The sequence below is a fragment of the Streptomyces sp. NPDC054834 genome, assembly GCF_053611185.1.
On record NZ_JBSGZV010000049.1, the window covers coordinates 1 to 14,813 of the forward strand.

At 70.0% G+C, this 14,813-nt stretch carries 14 protein-coding genes; 6 read left to right on the plus strand and 8 right to left on the minus strand.

The features are described from left to right. Nucleotides 1-561 precede the first annotated feature (561 nt). The 3 genes from ACWGJM_RS40235 to ACWGJM_RS40245 are packed head-to-tail and all read right to left on the minus strand — an operon-like array spanning nucleotide 562 to nucleotide 2,268. A complete protein-coding gene (locus ACWGJM_RS40235) occupies nucleotides 562-1,188 on the minus strand; it encodes an ATP-binding protein (protein ID WP_453416714.1) in 627 nt (208 codons plus the stop codon). 15 nt (nucleotides 1,189-1,203) lie between these two features. Continuing rightward, entirely contained in the window at nucleotides 1,204-1,785 is a 582-nt protein-coding gene (locus ACWGJM_RS40240; protein WP_453416715.1) for a cysteine hydrolase family protein, read from the minus strand. A 27-nt stretch (nucleotides 1,786-1,812) separates the two neighbouring features. Further along, nucleotides 1,813-2,268 (minus strand): MarR family winged helix-turn-helix transcriptional regulator, encoded by a 456-nt coding sequence (locus tag ACWGJM_RS40245; protein ID WP_453416716.1) that lies wholly within the window; start codon nucleotides 2,266-2,268, stop codon nucleotides 1,813-1,815. Nucleotides 2,269-2,385: 117 nt separating this feature from the next. On the opposite strand from ACWGJM_RS40245, the gene ACWGJM_RS40250 reads away from it, so the two are divergent. Beyond that, on the plus strand, nucleotides 2,386-3,423 hold the full coding sequence (locus ACWGJM_RS40250) for an aldo/keto reductase (protein WP_453416717.1): 1,038 nt from the start codon (nucleotides 2,386-2,388) through the stop codon (nucleotides 3,421-3,423). Then, nucleotides 3,410-4,531 carry a Gfo/Idh/MocA family protein gene (locus ACWGJM_RS40255; RefSeq protein ID WP_453416718.1) on the plus strand — a complete coding sequence of 374 codons (1,122 nt, stop codon included), beginning with the start codon at nucleotides 3,410-3,412 and terminating at the stop codon, nucleotides 4,529-4,531. Before ACWGJM_RS40250 ends, ACWGJM_RS40255 begins: the two co-directional genes overlap by 14 nt. 7 nt (nucleotides 4,532-4,538) lie before the next feature. Here ACWGJM_RS40255 and ACWGJM_RS40260 read toward each other — a convergent pair whose 3' ends face one another. Continuing rightward, nucleotides 4,539-5,561 (minus strand): glycoside hydrolase family 3 N-terminal domain-containing protein, encoded by a 1,023-nt coding sequence (locus tag ACWGJM_RS40260; RefSeq protein WP_453416719.1) that lies wholly within the window; start codon nucleotides 5,559-5,561, stop codon nucleotides 4,539-4,541. A 591-nt stretch (nucleotides 5,562-6,152) separates the two neighbouring features. Between ACWGJM_RS40260 and ACWGJM_RS40265 the strand changes: the two genes are divergently transcribed. Next, nucleotides 6,153-7,877 (plus strand): dolichyl-phosphate-mannose--protein mannosyltransferase, encoded by a 1,725-nt coding sequence (locus ACWGJM_RS40265; RefSeq protein WP_453416720.1) that lies wholly within the window; start codon nucleotides 6,153-6,155, stop codon nucleotides 7,875-7,877. Nucleotides 7,878-8,084: 207 nt separating this feature from the next. Here the strand turns inward: ACWGJM_RS40265 and ACWGJM_RS40270 are convergent, their stop codons facing one another. Next, nucleotides 8,085-9,218, minus strand: coding sequence for an FAD-dependent oxidoreductase (locus ACWGJM_RS40270; RefSeq protein WP_453416721.1), 1,134 nt, complete (start codon nucleotides 9,216-9,218; stop codon nucleotides 8,085-8,087). A gap of 142 nt (nucleotides 9,219-9,360) precedes the next feature. Here ACWGJM_RS40270 and ACWGJM_RS40275 point away from each other — a divergent pair, with 142 nt between their 5' ends. Then, complete coding sequence (locus ACWGJM_RS40275) at nucleotides 9,361-10,032, plus strand: TetR/AcrR family transcriptional regulator (RefSeq protein WP_453416722.1); 672 nt, start codon at nucleotides 9,361-9,363, stop codon at nucleotides 10,030-10,032. Between the two features lie 54 nt (nucleotides 10,033-10,086). Further along, on the plus strand, nucleotides 10,087-10,482 hold the full coding sequence (locus ACWGJM_RS40280; RefSeq protein ID WP_453416723.1) for a hypothetical protein: 396 nt from the start codon (nucleotides 10,087-10,089) through the stop codon (nucleotides 10,480-10,482). Nucleotides 10,483-10,585: 103 nt separating this feature from the next. Here ACWGJM_RS40280 and ACWGJM_RS40285 read toward each other — a convergent pair whose 3' ends face one another. Next, the gene (locus ACWGJM_RS40285) at nucleotides 10,586-11,836 is read right to left on the minus strand and encodes an MFS transporter (protein WP_453416724.1); all 1,251 of its coding nucleotides are present in this window, start codon (nucleotides 11,834-11,836) and stop codon (nucleotides 10,586-10,588) included. Nucleotides 11,837-11,925: 89 nt separating this feature from the next. On the opposite strand from ACWGJM_RS40285, the gene ACWGJM_RS40290 reads away from it, so the two are divergent. Continuing rightward, complete coding sequence (locus ACWGJM_RS40290) at nucleotides 11,926-12,942, plus strand: DUF5937 family protein (RefSeq protein ID WP_453416725.1); 1,017 nt, start codon at nucleotides 11,926-11,928, stop codon at nucleotides 12,940-12,942. Between the two features lie 66 nt (nucleotides 12,943-13,008). Here the strand turns inward: ACWGJM_RS40290 and ACWGJM_RS40295 are convergent, their stop codons facing one another. Continuing rightward, on the minus strand, nucleotides 13,009-13,977 hold the full coding sequence (locus ACWGJM_RS40295) for a threonine aldolase family protein (protein ID WP_453416726.1): 969 nt from the start codon (nucleotides 13,975-13,977) through the stop codon (nucleotides 13,009-13,011). Nucleotides 13,978-14,041: 64 nt separating this feature from the next. After that, nucleotides 14,042-14,785, minus strand: a complete 744-nt coding sequence (locus tag ACWGJM_RS40300) for an AraC family transcriptional regulator (RefSeq protein WP_453416727.1) — start codon at nucleotides 14,783-14,785, stop codon at nucleotides 14,042-14,044. Nucleotides 14,786-14,813 lie beyond the last annotated feature (28 nt).

Consider the following 14,813-nt stretch of genomic DNA (forward strand, 5'->3'; position numbering starts at 1 on the left):
CAGGTGAAGCCGTTGCCGGCGGCGACGATCGGCACAACAGGTGCGCCGGTCAGGAAGATCAGGGAGCGGGGACGGGGCCGCCGGGCCGGAACCGCTCCACGCCGACGATGTGCCGCACCTTGACAGGGGTGGCCTCGGGCGGCGGAGAGGGATGCACCGGAACTGCGCATGGCTTCGAGACGGGGGAACCGGCATTGCGCCGTGGGTACAAGTGGGTGGACCGGCCCGGACGTTCGCAGCCGATACGCGGCCTCGGCGAGGGAGGTGGCGAGTCGAGGTCTTCAGGATGCGTACGCGGACGAGACGGCGTCTGCCGGCTTCGGGAGCGTTGGCGGCAGGCCTCTCGTCCGTGGCCGCCGCACCCGCAACAGCAGCGGCTCACCCTGCTGCACACCGCGACTACTCCCATCTGACCATCCAGCAGACCGCCCATGATCGCCACCGCGTCGTCAGCAGTACGGCCACGCCGCGGCAGCACGAAGACCCCAGGCCCGGACGCCGGCACCGGCGAGTTGTACGCGTGGCTGGACGACGTAGACCGCGGTGCCACCATCACCACCCTCACCCGCTGGGTTGGCGGTGCACCTGAATGTCCAGGTCCGGCCACATCATGGCCAGGCGCTTCAACTGGCCCTCCAGCGGCATTCCCATCGAACGCAGTGGGTCGTCCGGTCTGAAGTGGACGAGCGTCCCGGTGCTGCCGTCGGCCTCGGCGGGCTCAAGGTCAGTAACCGGGATGCCGCGCTCATAGCGTTGGGTCCAGGCTCCATTGAGGCGACGGTTGGTGTGGACGAGCCATTCGCTCAGCGCTGCTACCACGGACATACCCCGCCGCGGATGGCCGTCCGGAAGCAGTTCCGCGTCCGGAGAGTCGAAGAAGCGAAGATCCTTGGTCGCCATGACGGGCTTCTTGACGATCTGGCCGTGCTCGTCCGTACGGGTATCAGTGCCCCGCCCGTCATCCGCCACGGACAAGGAGCCATCCGGATGGAGAGTGACGAGGCAGCGTCCACCGCCCCTGCTGGATGCTTCGTCAGCGGCGTACGCAAGCACCTCAAGGAGCAGATGCCACGGGCCACCTGGCGCGAACTCCTCCGGAGCATGCCGGATGGATGCCAGGTGGTCCAGATCGACGACGCTGGACCAATCGTGCGTGGTGTTGACCCAGGAACTCCTGGAGACCTTCATCAGGCAAGTATCCGGTCAGCTCGTGCACGGCCGCTGTCGGGGTGCTGAGGCGTTGAGCCAGTCGTCGACGGTGACGACGTCCGCCCACTGCGGCAACAGCTTCTCGATGAGCATCCGGTGGACCTCGGGGTCGGTGTCGAGGCAGGCGTCCGCCAGGACGGTGAGGCGGAAGTCCAAGTCCCCGGCCTGGCACAGCGTGTACAGCACTACACCGCTGGTGGCGATGCCGGCGAGAACGAGGCTGTCGATACCGCGAGCCCTGAGCACCACGTCGAGGTCGCTGCCCGAGAACGCGCTCCCCCGCCTCTTGGTGATCACGACCTCGCCCTCGCGGGGCGCGATCTCGGGGTGGATCTCGGTGCCGGGGTCTCCCTCGATGAAGAGGCCGGCCCGCACGGCCGCGGTGAGCACCCTGTTGCGCGTGCTGACTTCTGGATGGCCCGGGCGTAACCCGATGACCACGTAGATCACAGGGATGTTCACCGCCCGGGCGCCGTTGATCGCCCTGCGCAGGCGCGGCAGATAGCCGGAGCCGTCGTCGGCGATGTCCACGATGTCCCGTTGTACGTCCATCACGAGGAGGGCACTGGTGGCCATGTCCGTCGTCCCTTCTTCACTGGCCGGCTACAGCCGGCGGAACACAGAGCTCAGCGTTTCGATCTCCTGGGCGGAGAGCTTGTCGGTGAAGTGCCGGCGTACCGCGGCGTCCAGGCCAGGACCCACGGTGGTGACGGCCTGGCGTCCGGTGTCGGTGAGGGTGACGGTGACACCGCCGACGCGTTCACGGATGACGAGTCCGCGCTTGCCCATGCGGGTGAGCTGGTGGGAGATACGCGTGCGGTCCCAGCCGAGCGACGCGGCGAGCTCACTCTGCCGCAGGGCGCCCCCCGCCTTGTCGAGGTTGACGAGGATCGTCAGGTCCGGCTCGGACAGCCCCGCCGCCTCGGCGGTGTCCGCGATCACGCGGGCCCGGACGATCTCGTGGGCGCGCTTGAAGGCGGACCAGAAGTCGACGGGCTCCGGCGCGGCGTCGCCCATGGGCTCGTCCGGCTCGGCAGCGCCGCCCCTTGATGTTGACATATCAACGCGCCTCTTCCTAGTGTTGAAATATCAACGCTAACAGTACTGACAGGTGGCTGCGCCTCAGGGCGGCCACCTGTCGGCCGCGCCCACCTCTCCCGCCCCACAGAAGGATCCATGCAGACCCGACTCCTAGGAACCGGCGGCCCGCGGGTCGCCCCTCTCGCGCTGGGCTGCGCCGGGATGTCCGACCACACCACCCCCGCCGACGAAGCGGACGCCATCGCCACCATCCACGCGGCCCTCGACGCCGGCGTCACCCTCCTCGACACCGCTGACTTCTACGGCATGGGCCACAACGAGGACCTCATCCGCCGCGCCCTGCGCAACGGCGAGCGTGACAAGGCGCTCCTGAGCGTCAAGTTCGGCGGTCTGCGCGGCCCCGACGGTACCTTCGTCGGCATCGAGAGCCGTCCGGCTCACGTCAAGAACGCGCTCGCCTACTCGCTGCGCCGCCTCGGTACCGACCACGTCGACATCTACCGCCCCTCCCGTCTCGCCCCCGACACCCCGATCGAGGACACGATCGGCGCCGTCGCCGAGCTGGTCCAGGCCGGGTACGTGCGCCACGTCGGGCTCTCCGAGGTGGGGCCGCAGACCATCCGCCGCGCCCACGCCGTGCATCCGATCTGTGATGTACAGATCGAATATTCCCTGTTCAGCCGGGGTCCCGAGGCCAACGGCATCCTGGACACCTGCCGCGAGCTGGGGATCGGCGTCACCGCCTACGGGATCCTCGCACACGGCCTGCTCACCGGCACGTACCGACAACCCGCCGAAGGTGACCCGCGCGCCCACTGGCTGCCCCGCTTCCACCCCGACAACCTCGCCACGAACCTCACCCTCGCCGACCGGCTGCGGCCGCTCGCCGACGCGCGCGGCATCAGCGTCGCGCAACTCGCCACCGCCTGGGTCATCGCCCAGAGCCGCGAGCGCGGCACCATCGTGGCCATCCTGGGCGCCCGCCGACCGCACCGCGTCGAAGAGGCCCTGGCCGCAGCCGACCTCGGCCTGACCGACACGGACCTCCGCACGATCGAGGAGACCATCCCGGCCGACGCGGTGGCCGGAACCCGGTACGCCGCACCCCTCATGGCCCTGCTGGACAGCGAGCCATCCGTACAAGGAAAGTCTTCGAATCATGAACACATCTGAGTCACTGCTTGCCGAGCCGGCCCGGTCCGGGAAGCCGATCGGAGTAGGGATCATCGGACTCGGGGCGCACGGGAGCTGGGCCGAGCGCTCTCACCTGCCGGCCCTGCGCGCCGTACCGGGTTATGAGCTGAGGGCCCTGAGCGCGAGCTCGCAGCAGTCGGCGAAGCGCTCCGGCCAACTGCACGGTGTGTCCCGCACCTTCGGGACGGCGGCCGAACTGGCCGCCTGCGACGAGGTGGAGCTCGTGGTCGTGGCGGTGAAGGTGCCGCACCACCGGGAACTGGTGCGGACGGCGCTGAGGGCCGGCAAGAGCGTGCTGTGCGAGTGGCCCCTGGGCAACGGGCTCGCGGAAGCCGAGGACATGGCCCGGGAAGCACACAGCCGCGCCGTGCCGACCGTCGTCGGACTGCAGGCGCGGTCGCACCCGGCCCTCGCCTACGCACGCCATCTCGTGGGCGACGGCTACGTCGGGGAGGTGCTGTCCACGACGGTCGTCGGCTCCGGTGGCGCCTGGGGCGCCACCGTCGGCCCGCGCGATCACTACGTGCTCGACGCCGCCAACGGCGCGACACTGCTGACCATTCCCTTCAGCCACACCCTCGACGGCCTCGCGTCCGTCCTGGGAGAGCCCGAAGAACTGCGGATCCAACTGGCGTCGCGGCGTACGTCGGCCCTGGACACCGAGAGCGGACAACCCGTGCCCATGACCGCCGCGGACCAGGTGACGGCCTCGGGACGGCTGCCGGGCGGCGCGGTAGCCACCTTCCACTACCGCGGGGGCATGTGTCGCGGCACCAACTTCCGCTGGGAGATCAACGGTACCGAGGGCGACCTCGTCCTCACCGCCCCGACCGGCCATCTCCAGCTCAGCCCGGTCACCCTCGAAGGCGGCCGCGGAACGTCCACCGGACTCGCTCCCCTGACGGTGCCGGAATCGTACGTTCGCGTCCCCGCGCTGGACCACCGAGCCGACGCGCCCGCCTACGCAGTTGCTCACGCCTACCAGCAGTTCCTGGACGACCTGCGCCAGAGCACGTCAACGGTACCCGACTTCGCGCACGGCGCCGCCCGGCACCGCAGCATCGAATCCGCCATTACGACTGCTTGACCGCGTGTCAGCCGCAGGACAGCAGGCCCGCCTGCTGCTTGGCGGTCAGGATGCGATGGACACTCTGGTCCACCTGCGTACGGAAGGCCGCGCTCTGCGCCATCCGGGTCTGTACGGCTTTGGCCATGGCCGGGACCAGGTTCGGTTCGACGGTCAGGACCAGGTCTCCGCCGGCCGACAGGAAGTTCACGGCCCGGCCGGCCGGGGGCACGGCCTTCACCGCCACCGCGTTCCCGAGGTCGTCCGAGATCACCACGCCCTTGAAGCCGAGGGTCTTGCGGAGCAGGCCCTGGATCACGGTTGAGGAGAAAACGGCCTGATGCTTCGGGTCGATCTTGCTGTACGTGGCCAGAGAGACCATCACGAAGGGCGCGCCCGCCTTGATCCCCGAGCTGAACGGGCTGATGCTCGAACTCTTGCTGGTCGTCACGGAGTCCACCACGTTCGCCGTGGTGTCGGTGTTGCCGCGGACGTAGCCGAGTCCCGGGAAGTGCTTGAGCGTGGCCAGTACGTCGGACTGGGCGAAACCCGCCGCGAACGCGTTGCTGTGGGGGGTCACCGTCGCGGCCGTATGGCCGAACTCGCGGTCGAACCGGCCGATCGGCCCGTTGTTCCTGCCCAGACTGGCCGGGACGACATCGGCGACGGGCGCGAGGTTCAGATTCACACCGGCCGCCTTGAGCTGATTCGCCCACACGGAGGCCTCGGTACGCAGCTTCGAGGTCGACCAGCTTCCCTGCACCAGCGCACTCGGCATGGTCGAGAACCCGGGACCGGACAGCACTTGTACCTTGCCGCCCTCCTGGTCGGTGGACACCAGCAGGCCCACGCGACGCCCCGACACGGTGTCGGCCTTCGCCTGAAGACCGTCGACCAGGGTCTTGGTCGCCTTCGTACCCGACGTGCTCCGTCCCGCGAGGAAGACCGACCCGACGTGGTACTGGCGCAGAACCTGGATGCGCGCCTGGTCCGGCTTCGAGGCGGCGACGGCGCCCATGAAGAGCTGACCCACTCGTTGCGGGCCTGTCATTGCTCCGAAGACCTTGTCGACGCAGGTCGCGGTCGCGCTCCCGTTCGCCGAAGCGGGTGCTTGAGGTACGACCGCAGCGTGCGAGGTGCAGGCGCCGCCCAGGCTTGCGGCCGCCAGCGAAAGCGTCAGCAGCGGGACGGGCCAGACTGCCCGCTTCCCCCTCGGGCCATGGGATGGTGCCTGCCGCGACGTCATGCGGAGCCCCTTCCGGTACGCCGACCACGGACCGGGCGCCCCTTGCCCGGCGGTCGACGGCGGTCACACAGCCAGTACCACCAAACGTACATCCATCTGACGGCGTTCGCCTCCGCAGTCGCGGACCTGTCGTGCGCGACACCGATGACCTCGACGCCGCCATGTGCGACGCCGCCCGCAAAGCCCACTTCACCGCCCGACTCCGGGCCCCCGCGCTCCGTGCGAGATCGCGCGAGCGCATGAGGACGGCAGCACGCACGCAGGAAGCCGAGAGCGAGCAAGAACTGACGCCGCGTCGAGAAGGTGACGCGACCCCGGTGTGCCGGGCAGGCCCTGCGTTCCTTGCCGCGGACCGTCCGCCTCACCACGCCGGCCCCGACTGACTAAGGTTGCCCAGTGACGAGTAGCAACGCGACGCGCTCCCCCGTCCTGGACGGCACCCGTCCGACAACGGCGCCCGAAGACTGGCAGGAACGCCTTCGCCGATTCGGATACGCCGCACGCCCGGGGACCGACATCCGCGAGCGTCTTGTTCCGCCCTTTCCGAAGCCGCCGGCCCGTCTGTGGGAGCGCACAGGTCTCGATCCGGCACGGGCTCACCGCGTCGCGAAGGCGATGGAATGGGTGGGGCCGGTGCTCGTCGCCGTCCTGGCCGGAGCAATCCGCTTCTGGCACCTTGGCCGGCCGCGGGGCGTCGTCTTCGACGAGACCTACTACGCCAAGGACGCCTGGTCCCTGCTGCATCTCGGCTACGAGGGCACCTGGCCGGACCGCAAGATCGCCGACCCGCAGATACTCGCCCACCCTCAGGTGATCCCGCTCTCCGACGCCGGGGCCTTCGTCGCGCACCCGCCGACGGGCAAGTGGGTGATCGCCCTCGGTGAGTGGATGTTCGGCCTGACCCCGTTCGGCTGGCGCCTCATGACGGCAGTGCTGGGCACCCTTTCGGTGCTGATGCTGTGCCGAACAGGACGCCGCCTGTTCCGTTCGACACTGCTGGGCTGCCTGGCCGGCGCGCTGATGGCGGTGGACGGTCTGCACGTGGTGATGAGCCGTACCGCGCTGCTGGACCTCGTCGTCATGTTCTTCGTCCTGGCGGCGTTCGGATGCCTGCTGATCGACCGGGACCACGCACGAGCCAGGCTCGCGGCGGCCTTGCCGGTCGGCGTGGACGGCCGTGCGCGCCCGGACACGCGCACCGGTGACCGTGCCGGGACGGGGGTGCGTCCCTGGCGGCTCGCGGCCGGCCTCTTCCTGGGACTGGCGGCTTCCACCAAATGGAACGGCCTGTATGTCCTGGCCTTCTTCGTGCTCCTGACGGTGCTGTGGGATGTCGGCGCCCGCCGCGTCGCCGGGGCGAGTCGCCCGTACCGGGCGGTGCTGCGCAAGGACCTCGGCTGGTCGTTCCTGTCCCTGGTTCCGGTCGCCGGGATGACCTATCTGGCGACATGGACCGGCTGGTTCCTGTCCGACGACGGCTACGGACGCCACTGGGCCGACGGCCGCGGCGGCACCTGGTCATGGATTCCCGCCCCGCTCCGCAGCCTGTGGCACTACGAGTACGGGGTCTACCAGTTCAACGTGGGGCTGCACTCCCCGCACAAGTACCAGTCGAACCCCTGGAGTTGGCTGGTCCTGGGCCGCCCGGTGCTGTTCCACTACCAGTCACCGGAACCCGGTCAGGACGGCTGCCACACCGCAACCAACTGCTCGCAGACGGTCCTTGCCCTCGGCACACCGATCCTTTGGTGGTCGGCATGCTGCGCCCTCGTGTACCTGCTCTACCGATGGGCGCTGCGCCGTGACTGGCGCGCCGGCGCCATCCTGTGCGCGGTGGGCGCCGGTTATCTGCCCTGGTTCCTCTACCAGGACCGCACGATCTTCGCCTTCTACGCGGTCGTCTTCCTGCCGTACCTGTGCCTGGCTGTGACGATGATGCTGGGAGCCTTGTCGGGTCCGCCGGGCGCGTCCGGCAAACGCCGCACTGGGGGTGCGGCGGCCGCAGGCGTTCTTGTTCTGCTCATCGTCTGGAACTTCGTCTATTTCTTTCCGATCTACACCGGGCAGACGGTCCCGTACGCCGACTGGCACACCAGAATGTGGCTCGACACCTGGATCTGAGACCGGAGCAGCCACCTGGCGCACCTGGTCAGTGGGCTCTGTCGCCCGGGGCTGGGTTGCTGCCAGGCTGGCCAGGAGCTTGAGCCGCTCCTCGTAGGTGGTGCCCGGTTCGGCAGTCGTGGAACGCCAGGTTCGAATCCACCTGGTGGGCGACGTGCGCCGCCACTTGCGTGCGCAGTCTCCGTTCCGCACCGGCACACGACGAGCTCATTGGGTCCGCTCGTGTCCGGTGAGCATGTCGACCAAGCTGTGGGGTGCGTTGTCGCCGAAGAGGCGCTCGTGGAGGCGGGCACCTTCGGCCGCCTCTGCGGCGCTGCGGGGGAACAGCGCCTGCTCGTATTCGGTGAGCGCGGCCTCGACGTCGTCGGGTTGCTTGGCAAGGGCCTTGCCGAGTTCGGCGCCGTCGTACATGGCCAGGTTGGCGCCTTCGCCGTTCGGGGCCGAGAGGTGGGCGGCGTCGCCGAGCAGGGTCACCCCCGGCACCCGATCCCACTGGTGCCCGGTCGGCAGGGCGTTGAGCGGGCGCAGGACCGGCGCGGTGTCACTGTCGGTGATCAGCGCGGTGAGCTCCGGCGCCCAGCCGTCGAACTCCTGCGCGATCCGCGCGGTCGCCGCGGCGGAATCGGTGAAGTCGATGTCGGCGAACCAGTCCTGCGGCTTGGAGAGCGCCACGTAGGTGTGGAGGGTCCCGCCGCTCTCCCGGTGAGCCTGGATCCCCTTCCCCGGTGCGAGCGCGAAGAGCGACCCGCCACCGACCGCTTTCGCGCCGACAGGGTGCCGGGTGTCGCCGTCGAACAGATAGGTCTCGACGTACGACCTGCCGATGTACTCGGGTACCGCGTCGGAGAGCAGCGGCCGCACCCGTGACCAGGCGCCGTCCGCGCCGACCAGCAAGTCCGTGACGACGGTGGTGCCCTCGGTGAAGGTCACCTCGTGGCGGCCCTCGCCGAGGGCACGGGCAATGCTGACCTTGTGCCCCCACCGGACGGTGCCGGCCGGGAGCGAGTCGAGCAGGATCCGTCGCAGCTCGCCGCGCTGCACCTCGGGGCGTCCACCCGTGCCGTCGTCGGGTTCGTCGAACAGGACGGACCCGTCCCGGTCCAGGACCCGCGTCGCCTGGCGGCCCTCCAGGATGAGGTCACGGAACTCGTCGATCAGGCCTGCCGCCCGGAGCGCCGGCTGCCCGTTGTGGTCGTGGATGTCGAGCATCCCGCCCTGCGGGCGTGCCGTCGGGGAGGGCTCCGCCTCGTAGACCGTGGCCGGGATTCCGTGGACGTACAGGACGCGGGCGAGCGTGAGGCCGCCGAGTGCGGCGCCGATGATCGTGACCGGGGTGGTCATGGTGCTTCCCTCCTGATCGCGGACCGCTGGGCGGACGCCCGGCAGGACACGCATGGAACGTCGTTCCAGCGACCCCAGGTTGGAACGACGTTCCATGCATTGTCAAGCTGGAACATCATTCCAATGTGTCTAGAATGGAAGCATGGCACCCAGGACGCGCCGTCCGGAACGACGGCAGGAACCGCTCACCCGGGAGCGCATCGTCGGCGCTGCCGTCGAACTCCTCGACACGGTGGGCGAGGACGGTCTCACTTTCCGCGCACTCGCCGAACGCCTCGCGACCGGCCCAGGGGCGATCTACTGGCACATCGCGGGCAAGACCGAACTGCTGGCTGCCGCCACCGAGGCTGTCGTCGCCACGACCATCGCCGGCGACGACACCGACGCGACGCCGCAGGAAGTGATCCGCGCCCTCGCGCTCGGCGTGTTCGACGCGATCGACGCCCACCCATGGGTCGGCACGCAGCTCGCCCACGCGCCCGGGCAGTCGCCGATGCTGCGGGTCTTCGAACGCATCGGACGCCAGGTCCAGGCGCTCCGAGTGCCCCGAGCGGCCCAGTTCACCGCAGCGTCCGCGCTGCTGAACTACATCCTCGGAGTGGCGGGCCAGAACGCTGCCAACGCCCGGACGCTCCAGCCGGACACGGACCGGGCCGAGTTCCTCGACGCGGTGGCGACCGCATGGGAAGAGCTCGACCCCGACCAGTACGCGTTCACCCGAAACGTCGCCGGACAACTGCGCCGGCACGACGACCGAGCGGAGTTCCTCGCCGGCATCGACCTCATCCTCACCGGAATCACCACTCGCCGGTAGCCGACCGTCCGCCCCGCATCGTCACAGCCGGCGCCCCAGTGCGACCCTGCTCGCATGAGCCTCGACGACAACGATTACTGGCAGCGCTGGATAGCGAGGTTGCTGGCCATCCTTGCCGCTGATCCTGCTGATCAGCTGGCCTGGGCCGGCGAGCACCAGGTGAGGACTGCCGCCGTCGCCGACGACGTCGAATTCATCGTGCAACTGGCCGAAGGCATGGCGGAGCGGGGAACTCTCGAACCGGAAGCCCTCCAGGACCTCAAGACCATAGACCGGTTCATCGGCGAGATGGACGTCCGCGGTCGCGCCGGACTGTGGGCCGACGCACTGACTGCCGATGTGACCTGGAGCGAGGTACGAACACCGGCCCGCCGGATCCTCGTCGCCCGGCTGGGCGAGTGGCGTCTGCCACTGCCCCGCCGCGTGCCGCCTCAGCACATCCATGACTGAGTACGTTCGTCCATATCCCACAACGCCATAGCCCGCGGGCTTGAGTTGGGACCACGAGGTCAGCGTTCTGTACACCCCGGCCAGGCCCGAGGAGGCTCACTCTTCAGCCGACTTGGGCTGTTGTGGGTTTGGTGCGCCGCCAGCTGAGGATCCACGCCGCGGTCAGCAACGCGCCCAGCCCCGCCAGGGCCATCGCGCCGCCGGTACCGCTCACAGCGGCGAATGCGCCGACGCACACCGGGCCGAGGCCCTGAAGAGTCATGTTGCCGGAGCCCAGCAGGCCGAATGCCTGGCCCTGGCCCCGTTCGGGAAGGGCGGCCAGGAACTCACGTTGCAGACCGAGGCCGTTGGCGAAGCCGCAGCCGGCGAGCAGCAGCAGTACGACGGAGAGCGGGCGGCCCGGATCGCCGGCGAAGCCGACCAGCGGCAAGCCCATCAGCACGATCAGCGGAACCACCATTCGTTCCCGAGTGGCCGGCCGCAGCCACCGTCCCACCACGAGGTCGCCCAGCAGCATGCCGACGGGCAGGCAGGCCATCAGTACCGCGTAGGAACCGGAGGGAAAGTCATGACTGCCCGCGTAGGCGACGATCACCCCCTCCGCTCCGGCGACGAACGCACTCGGAAGCCACTGCGCGAACAGCAGTCGTCGGACCGAGCGGTGGCCCAGCAGTGCGCCCGTGCCACGCAGGCTGCTCCGCATCGCGCCGCCACCCGCAGGGTCCCCCTCCGTCGGCTTTGCCGCGAGCCCTGGCAACCGCAGCCGGACCGCCGCCGCGCAGAGCAGGTGCAGCGCGGCCCCCACCGCCAGTGCCGCGTGTGGGCCCACCGCCGCGACGGCGGCGCCGCCGAGCGTCAGGCCGAAGAGCTGCGCACCTCCGGATGCCATGTTGTTGAGCGAGCGTCCCAGCACGTACGCGTCGCCCTTCAGCCAGCGGGCGACGAGCTGTCCGGAGGCTCCGCTGAACACCGGCGTCACCAGGGCGACCACGGAGACGATGACGAGGCCCGCCACGATCGGCATCCGCACCAGGGCGAGCAGGGCCGCCGCCACGCCCTCCAGCAGGTAGCCGCCGGCGATCAGCGCCCGGGGCGGGAGCCGGCCGGCCAGCGAGCCGAGCAGCAACGAGCCGAAGAGCTGCGGCAGGAATCCTGCACCGAAGGCCAGCGCGCTGAGCAGCGCGGAGCCGGTGCCGGCGAAGACCAGCGCCGAGAAGGTGGTGATGCGGAGCGAGTCGGCGGTCACGCCGAGCATCCGGGTCAGGAAGAGCAGCCGGAAACGCGGCTCGGCGAGCACCTGGCGGTAGGTCGTGCGCGGCGTCGAGGCCGTGTGCGCAGGAGATGCGGTGGTCATGGGCAGCAGCGTCGTGGAGGACTCCACCGTGAAGCGAAAGATTCGCCGGAGGACGTAAGGTCACGTCTGACGCGGTCTACGCTGGAGAGGTGCTCCGCTTCACCGCCACCGCAGAGGACCTGCTGCGCAGCCGGTTCGCGCTCTCGCCGGCCTTCGAACTCTGCGGACTGCTGCGCCGTCTGAGCGGCCGGGACGCGGCGCTGCCCACCGACTGGGCGGTGCGACTCGCCCCGGGCTTCACGCGGCTGCGCGGCGAGACGTCGCTGGACGCGGTACTGGCTCTGCAGACCAGCAGGGCGGGTGTCAACTTCGTCGCCCCGCCGCCGCGCGGTCTCACCCAGAGCTGGGCCGATGATCTCGCGGCGATCCGGGCCACGCCGATCGCCGTGGCGCGGGCGGAGATCGACGCTGTGCTGCGCGAGCAACCGGTTCGTGATCCACGGGTCCGTGAGCTGCTGGAGTCAGACCGGGTGGTGGAGGCGGTCGCCGACACACTGGACCGCGCCTGGAACGAGTTGCTCGCCCCGGACTGGTCGCAGCTTCGGGCGGTCTGCGAACGCGACATCGTGCACCGGGTGGGCGTGATCGGCGAGCGCGGCTGGAAGGAGGCGGTCGAAGGCCTCGATGGAGCTCTGGTCTGGCAGGGACAGCACCTGTCGGTGCATGTGCGCGCCGCGCACGAGGACGTGAGTCTCGCAGGGGAGGGGCTGCTGCTGGTGCCCTCGGTGCTGGTCTGGCCCGCCGTGGCGGCCTTCCACGAGGAGCCCTGGCCGAAGGCCCTGATCTACCGGGCGCGCGGCACCTCCGCCCTGTGGGAGCGGGCGACATCCGATCCGGACGCACTGACGTCGCTCGCGGCACTGCTCGGACGGTCCCGGGCGCGCCTGCTGGCGGAGTTGGGCGTGCCGGCCAGCACCAGCCAGCTCGCCCGCAGCCTCGCGATGGCTCCCGGCGCGGTCGGCGACCACCTCACTGTGCTTCGCACGGCCGGTCTGCTGGTACGCGCCCGATCCGGCCGCTCGGTGCTGTACCGGCGCACCGCGCTCGGGGACGCGCTGGTCGCCGGCGCGGCACCGGTTGGGCCGGGCACTGGAACACCGAGCTGAGTCCGGGACGGCACACCTTCCCCCTGCTCAAGGCCCCCGCCAGCCGCCTTGTCCGTCGCGCACGTGTCAGGCGGTGAGTCGGCGGACCGCGTTCACCAGGCCGTCGACGTCCTCTGACGTGGTCGTGAAAGAGGTGACGAAGCGGACGACTCCCGGCTCCCAGCGGTCGTGGTAGAAGGCGTAGCCCTCGGAGAGGAGTCCGTCGACGACGCGCTGGGGCAGGCGGCAGAAGACGATGTTGGCCTCGACCGCGCCGGGGAAGCCGATGTCCGGCAGGGCCTTGAGTCCCTCTTGGAGCCGGGCGGCCATGGTGTTGGCAGTGGGTCGCGTTGTGCAGCCACAGGTCGTCGGCGAGGTAGGCGTCGAACTGGGCGGCGTGGAAGCGCATCTTGGAGGCGAGCTGGCGGCGCGCTTGGCGCGGAAGGAGAGTTCGGGGGTGAGGGAACGGTCGAAGACGACGATGGCGTCGGCGGTCATGGTGCCGTTCTTGGTGGCCCCGAAGGACAGCAGGTCGACGCCGGCCTGCCAGGTCATCTCGGCGGGGGTGCAGCCCAGCGCGGCGACGGCGCCGGCGAAGCGCGCACCGTCCATGTGAAGGCGCAGGCCCGCCTCCTTGACGACGGGTCCGAGGGTGTGGAGTTCGTCGAGGGTGTAGACCGCACCGGTCTCGCTCTTCGCGTCGTCGCCGGGGAGCGGGACGAGCTTGGCGCCCGCGGTGTAGAACTCGGGCGCGCCGCACTCGTCGTTGTTGATGTGGCTGTCGCGGTGGCACAGGACGCTGCCCCAGGGCGGTGTCAGGGCGGCCAGGCTCAGGGCGTTGGCCGCGGAGCCGGTGGAGACGAGCAGCACGTCGACGTCGTGGTCGAATATCTCGCTCAGGCGGCGCCGGACGTCGGCGGTGCTGCTGTCGGCGCCGTAGGGTGCGGCCGGCCCGGACGCGGCACGGCTGACGGCGTCGATGATCCGCGGGGCGGCCCCGGCGACGTTGTCGCTGGCGAAGGCGTGGGCGTAAGGCGTGGCGGCGGTGATGCTCATGATGTGTGGGCCTGGGCTTTCGGTGACTTTCAGAGCGGCCCGTCGTCCAGGCCCGTACCTGCTGTCAGCCCGTCGGGTGGGAGCCGGGGGTGTGGCCGAAGGTGCGGCGGAAGACGTCGATGAACGTGCTGGCGGACGACCAGCCGCATCGATGCGCCACCGTGGTCACCGGCGTCCTGTCGGCCAGTAGGACCAAGGCGTGGTGGAGACGCAGTTGTGTGCGCCACTGCGGGAAGGTCATACCGAGATCCCTGCGAAACAACCGGGACAGGGTACGGTCGCTCGCCCCGACCTCACGGCCGAGTTCGGCCAGCGTGCGGTCGTCACCCGGATCGGCTCGCAGGATGTCGCACAGGGCGCGCAGCAGAGGCACGGTGGGGGCGGGCAGGTGCAGTGGCTGCTGGGGGGAGGCCCTCAGCTGGTCCAACAGCACCGCGCGCAAACGGGCTCGTTCCGGGCTGCCGTCGTCCTCGGTGCGCGTGTGGGCGACGATCAGCTCACGCAGCAGCGGGCCGACCGCCAGCACGGTCGGCGCGTCGAGGCCGAGCGGGTTCTCGGTGGCGGGCAGCCCCAACAGGTGCAGTTCGAGTTCGCCGTGGGCCCGGTGTGCGTGCACGGTGCCGGCAGGCACCCAAATGGCACGAGTACCCGGGGCGACCCAGGATCCCTCGCTGGTCGTGACGCCCAGCACCCCCCGGCCGGCGTAGACGATCTGGTGGTCGTCATGCCGGTGGGCGTCGATCGCGCCACCGGAGGCCAGCCACTGGGTGCGGGTCGGGGCGACCGGCACATGGCGGAATTCCATCATCGGTTGGCAGTTTACCGGAAGCACGACA

Bases quoted from the DNA above. Each gene is read 5' to 3' on its own strand.
- ACWGJM_RS40235 (WP_453416714.1), bottom strand. From the start codon at position 1,188: ATGAAGGTCTCCAGGAGTTCCTGGGTCAACACCACGCACGATTGGTCC.
- ACWGJM_RS40240 (WP_453416715.1), bottom strand. From the start codon at position 1,785: ATGGCCACCAGTGCCCTCCTCGTGATGGACGTACAACGGGACATCGTG.
- ACWGJM_RS40245 (WP_453416716.1), bottom strand. From the start codon at position 2,268: ATGTCAACATCAAGGGGCGGCGCTGCCGAGCCGGACGAGCCCATGGGC.
- ACWGJM_RS40250 (WP_453416717.1), top strand. From the start codon at position 2,386: ATGCAGACCCGACTCCTAGGAACCGGCGGCCCGCGGGTCGCCCCTCTC.
- ACWGJM_RS40255 (WP_453416718.1), top strand. From the start codon at position 3,410: ATGAACACATCTGAGTCACTGCTTGCCGAGCCGGCCCGGTCCGGGAAG.
- ACWGJM_RS40260 (WP_453416719.1), bottom strand. From the start codon at position 5,561: ATGACAGGCCCGCAACGAGTGGGTCAGCTCTTCATGGGCGCCGTCGCC.
- ACWGJM_RS40270 (WP_453416721.1), bottom strand. From the start codon at position 9,218: ATGACCACCCCGGTCACGATCATCGGCGCCGCACTCGGCGGCCTCACG.
- ACWGJM_RS40275 (WP_453416722.1), top strand. From the start codon at position 9,361: ATGGCACCCAGGACGCGCCGTCCGGAACGACGGCAGGAACCGCTCACC.
- ACWGJM_RS40280 (WP_453416723.1), top strand. From the start codon at position 10,087: ATGAGCCTCGACGACAACGATTACTGGCAGCGCTGGATAGCGAGGTTG.
- ACWGJM_RS40285 (WP_453416724.1), bottom strand. From the start codon at position 11,836: ATGACCACCGCATCTCCTGCGCACACGGCCTCGACGCCGCGCACGACC.
- ACWGJM_RS40295 (WP_453416726.1), bottom strand. From the start codon at position 13,977: ATGAGCATCACCGCCGCCACGCCTTACGCCCACGCCTTCGCCAGCGAC.
- ACWGJM_RS40300 (WP_453416727.1), bottom strand. From the start codon at position 14,785: ATGATGGAATTCCGCCATGTGCCGGTCGCCCCGACCCGCACCCAGTGG.